We start from the raw sequence: 12,792 nt of genomic DNA, 5'->3' as shown, positions 1-12,792 counted from the left end.
TTGTGTATTTTTATTATTTACCGCTTTTTTCCTTTTTCTTTATTTTTCTGATTCGTCAATTTCAACAGTTTATTAACCTGTTTTTTTCATTGACAAGAAGAGTCATTTCGGTATATTATGGATTTGAAGTAAAATTTGCGCAAATATTTTGTATGGTCACTATTCATCAGGTACTCTTCGTGGGAACACAATCAAAGGTCCCGCGGAAGTCAAAGCCCCCGCTACAAGCAACCGGGCATCAAATTGCGCAGCGAGCTGCGGGGTATTTGACCCTCGCGGCAGTCGCTAAGTGGACACGCCAGCGTGTCCGTTTGGCTCGTTGCTCGCGGAAATAAACACCTTATAAAGAAAGGATGATTGCTATGAAATTAGGATTTGTTACTGCTATATTAGATCATGAAGATTTTAAAGAAGTAGTAGATACAGCTGCTTCCATTGGATATGAATGCCTGGAAGTTGCCTGCTGGCCTGTGGAAAAAGCATCCAGACGCTATGCCGGCGTAACACATATTGATATCGAACATCTAAATGAAAAGAAAATCCAGGAAATTAAGGATTATTGCTGTGAAAAAAACGTGGAAATCTCCGCTCTGGCTTATTATCCCAATACGCTTACGGAAGATCAGGAAAAAAGAAACTACTATATTGAACATTTAAAAAACATGATTTGTGCTGCACCGAAACTTGGTGTACCTATGATTACAACGTTTATCGGAAGAATGCAGACAAAGACGATAGAAGAAAATCTGATTGAATTTCAAAAGGTATGGACGCCAATTATAGAACTTGCAGAAAAACATAACGTAAAAATTGCGATTGAAAACTGCCCCATGCTGTTTGGCCCGGATGAGTGGCCGGGCGGACAGAATCTCATGACTACTCCTGCAATCTGGCGAAAAGCATTTTCCCTGATACCCAGCAGCCATTTTGGGCTTAACTACGATCCCTCACACTTTATCTGGCAGGGCATTGATTATCTGCGGCCGCTTTATGAATTCCGGGAGAAAATTTTTCATGTACATTATAAAGATATTAAAATCTATCCGGATAAATTAAAAGATGCCGGTATTATGGCATATCCACTGGATTATATGTCACCAAAGCTACCGGGTCTTGGCGATGTGGACTGGGGAAAATATGTGTCCGCACTGACCGACATCGGATATGACGGCTGTTCCTGCATCGAAATTGAAGACAAGGCTTTCGAAGGAACAAAGGAAAAAATCATCGATTCCCTGAAACTCAGTTACCGCTATATGCGTCAGTTCATCATTTAAGGAGGACTATCTATGAAAACATTAAATATCGGATTAATCGGAGCCGGCTTTATGGCAAAAGCCCACTCTATCGCTTATGCAGGAATGCCTATGTTCTTCTGGCCTGCTCCTGCCATCCCGGTCAAAAAAATAATAGCAGACATCAATGAAACAGCTGCCAGAGAAGCGGCAGAAAAATTTGCATTTGCATCCTATACCACCGACTGGCACGATATTATCAATGACCCGGATATTGATGTGGTGGACATCTGCACACCCAACAATGAACATGCTGAAATTGCAATCGCTGCTGCCAGATCAGGAAAACATATTCTGTGTGAAAAACCCCTGTCACTGACCACCAGCCAGGCAAAAGAGATGTACCTGGCAGCTAAAAATAATCATGTAAAAACTATGGTCGCCTTTAATTACCGCAGAACTCCTGCCGTACAGCTGGCTAAAAAATACATAGATGAAGGGGCAATTGGTAAAATTCTGGATTTTCGGGGCACCTACCTGCAGGACTGGTCAGCTGATCCCGATTCCCCCCTTTCCTGGCGGTTTCAAAAAGACATCTGCGGCAGCGGTGCCTTAGGTGATATCGGTACCCATGTTGTTGATATGCTCCGGTTTCTCGTCGGTGAATTTACCAGCGTGAATGCCCGGACTGCCACATACATCCCTGACCGTCCGGTGCAATCCGGCCTGTCCGACAGCCTGGGCAATACAAAAGGAGGTGCAGGCAGCATCCGTCAGGCGGTGGATGTAGATGACCAGTGCTGCTTTATGGCAGAGTGCGCCAACGGTGCATTCGGTACAATCGAAGCCACCAGAAACGCCTGGGGACGAAATAATTATATTACCTTTGAAATTCACGGCACCCAAGGCTCTATCTGTTTTAATTATGAACGAAGGGATGAACTTCAGGTGTGCTTTGCCAAAGACGGGGATGACAGACGAGGGTTCCGTACTGTTTACACGGGTCCCAGCCACCCCTACGGCGAAGGGCTGTGGCCAATTCCGGCACTTGGTATCGGTTATACCGAGACAAAGATCATAGAATGTTATGATTTTTGCAAAGCTATCGTGCAGGATCAGGAAGTCAGCCCCAATTTCCGGGATGGCTATGCCATTGAACTGATCTCGGATGCTATATTGGAATCCGCTAAGACAAGGGTATGGACGAAGGTGAAAGAGGTATAAAAGATAGGATGGAAGGCCACCCAGTGGTATGTTCCTCCCCGGTAAACAGTTTTATGATTACAACTGTCTGCCTGGATGGGCGCATATCACTGGATACTTCCATCCTTTTTTATATCTGAAATGTCAGACATCCCATCTTCTTAATAGCTTTTTTAAATTTTGCGCAAATTACTCATGCAATCCTCCACTCCCTTTTCTATACTGTCTGATATACCAATTGAAAAGGAGATATTGTTATGAGTATTTTGTTATCGGCAAACGAAATTACAAAGATATACCACAAAAACCAGCGTCCGGGACTGGATCACGTTTCATTCCAGGTAGAATCCGGAGAATTTATCGGTATTATGGGGGCTTCGGGGTCCGGGAAAACCACACTGTTAAATGTACTTTCTACTATTGATGCACCAACAAGCGGCGAGATTAGCATACAGGGTATTCCGGTAAACAGTTTATCGGACCGCAAGGCCGCCGATTTCCGCCGGGATCATCTGGGCTTTATTTTTCAGGAATATTTCCTGTTAGACAGCCTTACCATCCGGGAAAATATAGCAGTTCCCCTGACACTAAAAAAAATGTCCCCAGAAGTTATTGAAAATAACGTCCTCAGGCTTGCCAGACGGTTTGGCATTGCTTCCCAGCTCGATAAATATCCCGGTGAGCTTTCCGGCGGGCAGAAGCAGCGCGCCGCAGCCGCCAGAGCTGTGATCAAAAATCCCAGTATCTTATTTGCCGATGAACCAACCGGCGCCTTAGACTCCAGTTCCGCTGCGGAACTTCTGTCTACCCTGTACGAAACAAACAAAGATTTAGAAACAACCATCCTAATGGTAACCCATGATGCATATGCTGCCAGTTATGCAAAAAGAATTCTCTTTTTTAAAGACGGACGCATTATAAAAACCCTTCTGAATCATGACACCAGCCGACACGCCTTCTATGAGATCCTCATGGAAGAAACCGCCCGTTTAAATCATGCATGACAGGAGGATCTTATGAATATTATTTTGATAGCTATGAAAAACCTGAAGAAGAACTTTTCTTTTTACACTCTTTATCTCATATCCGTTTCCTTTGTAATCACAATATTTTTTGCCTTTACTTCATTTTCTATGAATGACGTAATGCTGGAAAAAATCTCTTCTGATGGAAGGGTGGAAATGATGTGCCGTACAGTTTCAGTTTTCCTTATGGCATTTGTTATCTTCTATATGACCTACTCCAATCGTTTTTTTCTGCGCCGCAGGACAAAAGAACTTGGCATCTATGTACTGTTGGGATACCGAAAGTCAGCCATTCTGCGTCTGTTAGCTCTGGAGAACTTTTTTATATGTATGGTTTCTCTCATTATTGGCACTATATTTGGCGCATTCCTGCACCAAGGAGTCGTCACCTTAATTACAGCACTTTTACGACTGCCTTCATTAGAGGGAAAGATGATTCTGTTTCACGGCGGAGCAATTGCCAAAACCATAATCTTTGTCGTTGCAGTGATGTCTGCAATGTTTCTTTCAAATACAAAAGTGGTCTGGCAGACTTCACTTATGAATCTGATACGTCTGGAAAAACGTGCAGAAAGAAATATGAAAACCCGGATTTTCCCTGCCATCGCGGGACTTTTAATGATTTTGTCCGGATATTTGCTGGCACTAAATATATTGCAGGGAAAAGATTCTCTGTGGATTACCGCCGGATTTACCCCCATTGGAATGGGAACCCTTCTGCTTGTTGTATTGGGAACCATATTTTTTATCAATTCCTTTCTGCCCTGCCTGATGATGATCAGAAAACGCAGCAAACGCTTCTATTCGGATGTCAGGATTATAACCATTCCAAATTTTATTTACCGAATCCGCAGTAATGCCAGAACAATGATTATGCTCACCTTGTTTTCCGCCGCTACCCTGACCATAACCGGGGTGATGGGTCTTACATTATACTATCCCATCGCTGCTGTTTCCCGCATTGCACCTTCGGAGATTGAATTTCGGGTAGAAAATGAGGCGCAAATCCGGGAAACGGTAAAGGTACTTGAAGAGAAGTCTATCCAGATAACAGCATCATCTGACCAGGTCAACCGGAATGCCGCAGACACTCCTCACATTACATTTACCCTCACAGATATTTTAAAAATAACCTCTGATGCACAAGTTCTTCCTCCGGAATATGGAATTGGCAGCGCAAAAGGAGATGCAGACAACGAGAAGCTTACCAGACTGCCTGGATTTGAATGTATTTCCGCATCCTCATACAAACAGTTAATGACAGCCCAGGGAAGGGCAGATTCTTTAAATGGGCTGCTCCCCCTGTCAGAAACAGCATGCATCCTGGTTAAGTACGAACCCAATCCGGATGGTTATGATGAAACCGGCAGCATTTATCCGCTGATGACCAAAAAGGGGCTTCTGAATCTGAAAGTCAAATGTACCACACTGGACAATCCGGTTTCTTTTGCCAACAGCGTCTGCACTTTAATTATCAGCGACGAAGCTTATCAACAGCTCGCTGACATGGAGTATCCCAGAACTACGGTATTAAGCCTCAATGGTTCCGTTTTAAAAAACAACGAGTCTCTCTATACTGCAATGGAAAAAATCACGGATAGCAGCCCGTATCTTCAGAGTAATTCCCATCGGATCCATACACTGCTCACTCTGAACAGTTCTACTTTTCTTCTGATCGGATTTCTGGTTGTATTATTTTTCATTGCTACCGGAAGCATTTTATACTTTAATAATGTCTCAGCAATAACCGATTCCAGAGAAGATTTTGACATTTTAATGAAAATGGGGTACAGCAGCAAAAAAATTAAGATAATTATCAGAAATCAGTTGTTCACTTTTTATGGCATCCCTTTTATAATTGGATTAACAGACAGTTTGTTTGCCCTGCTTGTTTATAAGTGTGGATTGATGCAGAACTTATTGGGAAATTCACTGATTCAGTATTTTCCCGTTGCCGCCTCTGTAGGCTTGACGGCTGTTATATATCTGGTTTATTATATGATCACCAAGAGAGCATGCTATCGGATTATTTTTAACAGCTCCGGGACGTGATTTAAAATTGCTTCCTGTTAACTGTGCGCTCCGGTTTGGGTGCATCATGCATCCCAGAGTGTGTTTTAAAATAATGACTGAAAATAAAAATGGAGATATTAAGAATGAAACCAAGAAAAATCAAATTGCTGTTTTTGGCAAATCACCTGATTACGATGTTATATATTGCATACATTACCGGTCCTGGCAGATTATCTGATTCCACGGGCTTTATTCCTTATCTGATTTCCACCCTGATACTGCTCGATATCTCCTATATCATTACTTGTAACTTAAAAAATAACAAGATGCTGAATCTGTTCAGCGGATTGCTGGCTCTGAATTGCTGGTATATTGTGTTTACGCTGGATACCTCCCCTGCAGGCACAGTAGCGCTGAGCGCTTTGGGTCCTGTGATCCTCTGCGCTTCAGCAAGGTTTACTCTGGTATTTTTCTTTCAGGATACCGGATATCAATTTAAGCGGTTTACCGGGATATTGATGGTTTTGTCGTGTATTGGTTCCATTATCGGACTTTTTATCTCTCCAAGGGTCTTCGCCTGCATGTACGGAATCCAGTTTCTCGTCACCGTTTTCAGCTTTTTCCTAATCTTGATCCGGCATCATAAGAGAATGGGGTTCGTCTGGAAAAGTGAGCGTAAATACATTTTAACCTCTTTTTTCCTGATTTTCGGGGGCTTTGCCCTATACTGCATCCTGATGTCTAAAGTTCCTGGACATCTTGAAAATTTTGGTGTTTACCTGGTTGTACTGCTTTTCTTTTTTAACATTCATGCCATATCCTTTAAAAAGTCCAGGAGTACGCCCTTATCATCTGTATTTCATAAAAAACAGGCATGGATTATGTTCCTGTTTTTTGCCGTTGCCGTAGTTCTGATATCCTATTTACTGAAGTTTAGTTTCCGGGGATATTTTCTTATTATTAATCTGTTCATCTGGCTGGTATTCCTGTGTAATATTATGCTGGAGCAGAATTTCCGCAGACAGAAATTTTCTTTCCTCCTATCCGGTTCTTATAATAAAGTGCTGGAACAGATTCGGCGGGAAGAGCAGTTAAAAGCAGATTTCTCCAACTATCTACATGATGAAATTCTGCAGGATGTCTTATCCCTGAAGAATCTGATGAGTAAATCAGAAGATCCCAAGGTACAGAAACTGATCTTAAATACCCTTGACGATCTAAACGGAAATATCCGCAGACAAATGCGGGACTATCATCCGGTGATCGTAAAATCTTTGACTTTAAAGGAAAATTATCAAAATCTCATTGAAGAAACAGGCAGATCTTTTCCCTACCGTACCATTATTACTACCTTTTCATGCCCGGACGATTTATTTTTGGTTGAACCTTACCACCTGATTATATACCGTTTTATAAAGGAGCTGACTACCAATGTGTATAAGCACTCCAAAGGGAACTATATGTGGGTAACGCTGTCTCAGGAAAAAGGCAATATCCAGCTGTGCGTCAAAGATAACGGCACTTCCTGTGCAGATACTATCTTGCTTTCACCCACATCCGATCACAAAGGGATTTCTTCCATTCAGGAACAGACACTGTCCCTGTCCGGCGAAATGAAGATTCAGGATAACACTCCCCGGGGCATTTCGGTTCAGATCACCATGCCGATGAAAGGAGAACATTCTTATGAAAATTTTGTTAGTCGATGACCATATGCTATTTGCCAAAAGCCTTGAAATCGCCCTGGAAGGCCATTCCTTAATCGAATCCTTAACTTCCATCCAGGATACCGGCAATATTTTGGAAGATATTTGCCGGCTGAACCCGGATATCATCCTTATGGATATTAATCTGAACCAACGCAATAACGAAGACGGTTTATCCCTTTCCAGGCGGATCTTAAAAGAATTTCCTCAGCAGAAGCTGGTGATGCTCTCCGGATATGATCTGCCTGTCTACCGCAGGGAATCCTGTAAAATAGGTGCAAGAGGATTTATCAGCAAAACTGTTTCCCCGGAAGAACTTCTGCATATCCTTTCGTTCATTGCTAATGGACATACCTATTTCCCAAATACCGATTCTTTTATGGAGGAACTGACCCTCAGCGAAAAAGAGGTGCTTCAGATGCTGGCAGAAGGTTGGAAACGAAAAGAGATTGCAAACCGTCTTTTTTTAAGTGAACGTACTGTTTCCAATCATTTGCAGCATGTATTTGATAAATTACAGGTCTCCTCTTCCGTAGAGGCGGTGGCAAAGGGGCTGCAGCTGGGTTATATTCCACCTGTATGAAACAATTCCGGTTGTGCTGCTACAACTTTCCCCCACTATTATTACGAAAATGCAGCGGCGTCAATCCCATTTTCTGTTTGAATTGCCTGGAGAAAAATATGCTGCTCTGGTACCCGCATAACTCTGCAATTTCACTCATGGATTTATTGCTGTACTTTAAAAGCTCTCCGGCCTTTTTAAGCCGTAAATCGATCAGGTAATTTTTAAGGCTCATGCCCGTGGATGCCGTCAATATACGATTCACCGTGCTCTTATGGCAGGCAAATACCCTGGATAATTCCTGATGGGTGACTCCAGCCTGCATATGCTCTACAATATAATCCAGGATCTGTACTTTGATCTGGTCCTGATCCAATCCTCCTGTAACCTGATTCTGAAGCAGTTTCATGACCAGGGAACCCAAAAGCCCGCTGCAAATCTGACTGGAATACATGCGCCCGATCTGATACTCTTTTACCATTTGCTGTATGGTATCTGTTAAAAATCCATTTTTCAATATATTGGTCTTGTGAGGAAGACCAGCCAGTGCAGCTCTGTTCTGGGCAGACTGGTCCTGGAGCGTAAACTCGATACCGGATAGCAAAAAGGGATCTTCTAGGTCCGCCAGAATGGTATTTCCCAATCCCGGAGGCACATAAAACAAATCCCCCATAATTGCAGGATAAGTCTTATTTCCTATCATATACCGCCCTTTCCCTCTGTGGACATAAAGCATATAGTGGTAGTCAAACACCCTGCGGGATGTTTCAAACCCAAGGTCACACTGATATAGATTAATCACATTCATTTTCAGCTTCATTTCATCCCTCCTCCAATTATATAATATGAGTCGTTTCTTTCATTTTCTGGTTTTTTACTGCATTGTAACTGATTCAATTCTATTATATCATAACTTTATAAAAAGAAATACAAAGGAGCGTGCTTATGTATAGCATTCAAAAAGGAAAAGAAACCATGACCGCTAAAGAGAGAGTAAAAAGTACCTTTCTCTACGAAAAGACAGACCGGGTTACAATTGGGTACGATGCAAATCCGGCAGTTCATGAGAGACTGAAAAAAGCCCTGGGTATTGACGGATTCTCTGACGAAACTCTCCTGCAGATCTTGGGGGTAGACTACCGACCTGTCCAGGCACCTTATACCGGTCCGGAGTTATTCTCGGTTCCGGCGAAGAGACGGGTTGATCAGCTGGAGGGAAGCATTATGCGCTGGGTGGCGCATGAAACCGGTGGATATTGGGACTTTTGCGATTTTCCGTTAAAAGACGCCTGCGAGGAAGCATTTGAAAAGTTTCCGGTACCGGACCCGGACTGCTTTGATTATCAGGCAGCCAGTGATCTGGCAAAATCTTACGACAATCAGTTCGCACTTTTTACGGGACATGCCGGCATGCCGGATATCATCAACTCCAATGGACGCATTATGGGCGTAGAGGATATCCTCTGCCATCTGCTGGAAAAGGACGAAGCCGCCATGTCACTGATCTTAAGACGTGCAGAATTTCAATTAAAAATGCTGGATCGATTGCTCCATGCCTGTAAAGGGCAGATTGATTTTCTCTGGCTGGGAGAAGATCTGGGTACACAGATCGGGCCCATGATCAGCCTGGAGCTTTACCGGGAAGTATTAAAACCCATCCACAAGCAATTTGCTGACCTGGCTGACTCCTATCACATTCCATCTCTGATTCATACCTGCGGATCTTCCAGCTGGGTTTATGAAGATTTTATTGAAATCGGAATCAAAGGGGTGGACACCTTGCAGCCGGAAGCCGTTCATATGTCACCTAAATATTTAAAGGAACATTTTGGAGGCAGGCTTAATTTCCGGGGATGTATCTCCACAGCCGGACCTCTCGCCTATGGTTCCTGCCGGGATGTAACCGATGTCTGCAAAGAAACCCTGGATATCATGATGGAATGCAGGGGATATCACTTTGCACCAACCCATGCCATTCAGGATAATACGCCTGTTGAAAATATCATTGCCATGTACCAGGCTGCACATGATTATGGGTATTATAAATAAAAATAAGGCAGCATAGAGCCGCCTTATTTTTATGAATTTTCACACAAGTGTATTTAAATATCTTGATAGTAGGATTCACAGTTGTCAGAAAGTAATTTTAAACAGGCACTAATCCGTTATCATCATCATGATGTCTTCGATAGATTTTCCGCTTTCCTGGATCATATCATAGAGATACCCCAGCGCTTCTTCTCTCTTCTTTCCTTCCAGTTCTTTTCTTTTACTTAAGAGATCATCCAGTTTTGCCTGCACTTTTTCAATTTGTCCATCCAGAATTTCAATTTGTTCATCAATTGATTTTTTTTGTCCTCTTGCCATCGTATTATCCTCCTCAAATTCACTAATTTATACTATATGAATATATTAGTTCTAAATGAGGTATTTGTCTAGTATTTTTACTGAAAATTTGGACAAATTTATCGCCTTTTCTATTATTCCGAGTCAATAATATCTAATTCTACAAAATATTCCATATTTCCTATTGCACGGGCAATATTTTCTTTGGCCGTTTTTGTGAAGGATTCTTTACTGTCATAGGGCTGAACGGTATTTTCTCACTGGTGATGGGTTTATTCCCTGCATATCCAGCGAACAGCAGGATTGAATCAATCGAATGGCGGTTACCAGGGCAGCTATTATTCTGCCCCACAGATCACGCCGTACATAATGCGCCAGTTCATGCGTCAAATCAAGGTCGTTTCCAGTTCACTGTAGTGCTTCTCCAGTACCAGCAGATCTTCCTGAAAACGAACTTCTGCAAAAAAGAATCAACCGATTCGATGACCTGTCCACTCATCTCCAACGCCTGATCCTTTTTAATCGTTATCAGATTTTCTGTCAATATCAGAAACAAAACAATACCGGATATGATCGTAATCAGCGCATATACCAGAAATAATTTGTAAAGTTTACACATTGTACAAATCTCCGGCTTATTCTTTTCCTATTATTGTTTTTATTTATAAAAACTCTTTCAATTTCTCTACATTTTTTTCCTCAAAATCAAGAAGCTTTTTCATCAGTGTAACAATATCTTTTTCTGCATCATGCTCATACTTTTTGATGCTCTTAATTGCATCAATAATGCCCATGTTACTGCCTGTCAGCATCATTTCTGCAATATGGCTGTTTGATTTGTCCGTCAATGTCTTCACATTAATCATGACATTGGATGTCATTTTCTGAAAAGCGCTGATATCTTTTTCATTGTATCCGTTCTCATTCAGCATTGCCTTCGCCTTTTCATTAAAATCCCGGTATCCTTTTAACTGATTCTCAATCTGCTTGCGGAAAGCATCGCTCTCCACAATATCAAGCAGCTGATTTAACGTATCTACGCCCATTCCTGAGTTCTGGTAAACAAAATTTAATAACTCTGCATTTGCATTCATAAATATTCCATCTGCCTTTCCGTTCTATTATTCCAGGCGGAAATCTGCCTGTCCTGCAATACCTATGATTACCAGATCAACCAGAAATATACGTTATCTGAGACACGTTGATGAAGAACAGATCTTAAATACCCTATTAGTCGATTTTAATTTTAAATACAACCGGTTTGGTGCTCTGTACGGAATTCACATGTATATGCAGTCCTTCTTCATCCCGTACCCATTCCGGCTTTTCATCAAATCCCAGTACATCCACATCTAAAACAATTCCATGGAAATTTGCCTGTCTGGAAGCATCCTGGACTCCCAGGGATTTCAAGTTATAATTACCATCCGGACTGCATTTTAATGCTGTTGCATAGAGGTAACTGCCATTTACCGTGTAGCGGATATCTTCATGGGTAAAGTTCTTCTTAATACCATCTGAAAACTGCCCTTCCACAATTTCCGTAGGACCTTCCCCATATTTCCGCCATACGCTGGTTTCATAAATCGCTTCTCCATTCACCTGAAGCCATTCACCAATCTCCAGTAGAATTTTCGTATCCTCCTCTGAAAACGTTCCATCTGCTTTGGGGCCTACATTTAAAAGCAGGCATCCGTTTTTACTTACAATATCTACCAAGTCGCAAATCAGATCTTCTGCAGGGCGGAACTCATTATTTTCTGTATAGCACCAGGAATTCAAAGCAATTGCGGTGTCTGTCTGCCAGAAATAAGGCTTCATATCCGCGAACTGTCCTCTCTCAATATCTACTACCGCACTGCCGAACATATATGCATCATGTTTATAGTTTAGCGCAACTTGTTCTCCCCACTGTGCCGCTCTATTATAATAATAGGCAGCCAGCTTTTTCAAATAAGGCTTCGCAGAGTGATGCTGGATCCACCAGTCAAAATATAGAATCTTCGGACGATACCGATCAATAATTTCACAAGTGCGGCAAAGCCAGTCCTGTAAGAATTCTTCGGTAGGTTCCGGTTTACTGTATAGATCCTGATGTCCCATCTCCGGCATTGCAGGCCAGTAAAAATCGCCCCGTTCCATAGGTTCTTTGATATCACTGTCAAAGTCTTTCCCGTGTCCCATGAAAAACCAGTGCTCGATCCGGTGGGAAGAAGCCCCTGTTTCCATATTTCTCTCCTTGAATGCATGGTCCAGCTCACCCAGCACATCTCTGCAGGGTCCCATTTCATAAGCATTCCAATGAGAAATCCTACTCTTATACATCTGGAATCCATCGTGATGTTCGGCAACCGGAACCACATACTTGGCACCGGCTTTTTGAAATAAGTCTGCCCACGCATCAGGATCAAACTTCGGCGCTTCAAACATGGGTATAAAATCTTTATAGCCAAATTTATCATGGGTCCCATAAGTCTTCACATGATGGTTGAATTCCGGACTCCCCTGGATATACATATTTCTGGGATACCATTCACTTCCAAATGCGGGAACACTATAAACACCCCAGTGAATAAATATTCCAAACTTTGCCTTGCGGTACCAATCCGGCACCTGATAGTGCTGCAGGGAATCCCAGCTGTCTGTAAAAGGTCCCTTAGCAATCACGCTGTCAATTTCTTCTAAGTATGGTTTTAAATCGT

The 12,792-nt window shown here is 42.3% G+C and carries 13 protein-coding genes; 8 read left to right on the top strand and 5 right to left on the bottom strand.

All coding sequences use genetic code 11. From position 1 onward, the window contains the following. From ACH2DQ_RS02640 to ACH2DQ_RS02610, 7 genes are all read left to right on the top strand, one after another. On the top strand, window positions 1-335 hold a 335-nt coding region (locus ACH2DQ_RS02640; protein ID WP_395025470.1), incomplete at its 5' end, for a hypothetical protein. A 27-nt stretch (window positions 336-362) separates the two neighbouring features. After that, complete coding sequence (locus ACH2DQ_RS02635; protein ID WP_394914489.1) at window positions 363-1,277, top strand: sugar phosphate isomerase/epimerase family protein; 915 nt, start codon at window positions 363-365, stop codon at window positions 1,275-1,277. A gap of 12 nt (window positions 1,278-1,289) precedes the next feature. Beyond that, a complete protein-coding gene (locus ACH2DQ_RS02630; protein WP_394914488.1) occupies window positions 1,290-2,459 on the top strand; it encodes a Gfo/Idh/MocA family protein in 1,170 nt (389 codons plus the stop codon). A 236-nt stretch (window positions 2,460-2,695) separates the two neighbouring features. Further along, window positions 2,696-3,442, top strand: a complete 747-nt coding sequence (locus ACH2DQ_RS02625) for an ABC transporter ATP-binding protein (RefSeq protein ID WP_394914487.1) — start codon at window positions 2,696-2,698, stop codon at window positions 3,440-3,442. A 12-nt stretch (window positions 3,443-3,454) separates the two neighbouring features. After that, window positions 3,455-5,515: an FtsX-like permease family protein gene (locus ACH2DQ_RS02620; protein WP_394914486.1), complete on the top strand. Its 2,061-nt coding sequence runs from the start codon at window positions 3,455-3,457 to the stop codon at window positions 5,513-5,515. A 104-nt stretch (window positions 5,516-5,619) separates the two neighbouring features. Further along, window positions 5,620-7,185 carry a sensor histidine kinase gene (locus ACH2DQ_RS02615; RefSeq protein ID WP_394914485.1) on the top strand — a complete coding sequence of 522 codons (1,566 nt, stop codon included), beginning with the start codon at window positions 5,620-5,622 and terminating at the stop codon, window positions 7,183-7,185. Next, the gene (locus tag ACH2DQ_RS02610; RefSeq protein ID WP_394914484.1) at window positions 7,163-7,765 is read left to right on the top strand and encodes a response regulator; all 603 of its coding nucleotides are present in this window, start codon (window positions 7,163-7,165) and stop codon (window positions 7,763-7,765) included. Before ACH2DQ_RS02615 ends, ACH2DQ_RS02610 begins: the two co-directional genes overlap by 23 nt. 19 nt (window positions 7,766-7,784) lie before the next feature. Here the strand turns inward: ACH2DQ_RS02610 and ACH2DQ_RS02605 are convergent, their stop codons facing one another. After that, window positions 7,785-8,564, bottom strand: a complete 780-nt coding sequence (locus ACH2DQ_RS02605; protein ID WP_394914483.1) for a helix-turn-helix domain-containing protein — start codon at window positions 8,562-8,564, stop codon at window positions 7,785-7,787. A 125-nt stretch (window positions 8,565-8,689) separates the two neighbouring features. Here ACH2DQ_RS02605 and ACH2DQ_RS02600 point away from each other — a divergent pair, with 125 nt between their 5' ends. Then, window positions 8,690-9,793 carry a uroporphyrinogen decarboxylase family protein gene (locus ACH2DQ_RS02600; RefSeq protein WP_394914482.1) on the top strand — a complete coding sequence of 368 codons (1,104 nt, stop codon included), beginning with the start codon at window positions 8,690-8,692 and terminating at the stop codon, window positions 9,791-9,793. Between the two features lie 108 nt (window positions 9,794-9,901). On the opposite strand, the gene ACH2DQ_RS02595 is transcribed toward ACH2DQ_RS02600, so the two are convergent. From ACH2DQ_RS02595 to ACH2DQ_RS02580, 4 genes are all read right to left on the bottom strand, one after another. Further along, window positions 9,902-10,111 carry a flagellar export protein FliJ gene (locus tag ACH2DQ_RS02595; RefSeq protein ID WP_394914481.1) on the bottom strand — a complete coding sequence of 70 codons (210 nt, stop codon included), beginning with the start codon at window positions 10,109-10,111 and terminating at the stop codon, window positions 9,902-9,904. A 370-nt stretch (window positions 10,112-10,481) separates the two neighbouring features. Continuing rightward, window positions 10,482-10,709, bottom strand: a complete 228-nt coding sequence (locus tag ACH2DQ_RS02590; RefSeq protein WP_394914480.1) for a hypothetical protein — start codon at window positions 10,707-10,709, stop codon at window positions 10,482-10,484. Window positions 10,710-10,752: 43 nt separating this feature from the next. After that, window positions 10,753-11,184 carry a hypothetical protein gene (locus ACH2DQ_RS02585; protein WP_394914479.1) on the bottom strand — a complete coding sequence of 144 codons (432 nt, stop codon included), beginning with the start codon at window positions 11,182-11,184 and terminating at the stop codon, window positions 10,753-10,755. A gap of 136 nt (window positions 11,185-11,320) precedes the next feature. Further along, window positions 11,321-12,792, bottom strand: a 1,472-nt coding sequence (locus ACH2DQ_RS02580) for an alpha-L-fucosidase (protein WP_395025464.1), incomplete at its 5' end; no start/stop codon positions are given.

The organism is Robinsoniella sp. (assembly GCF_034124845.1).
This window is presented reverse-complemented; position numbering and strand designations above follow the sequence as displayed.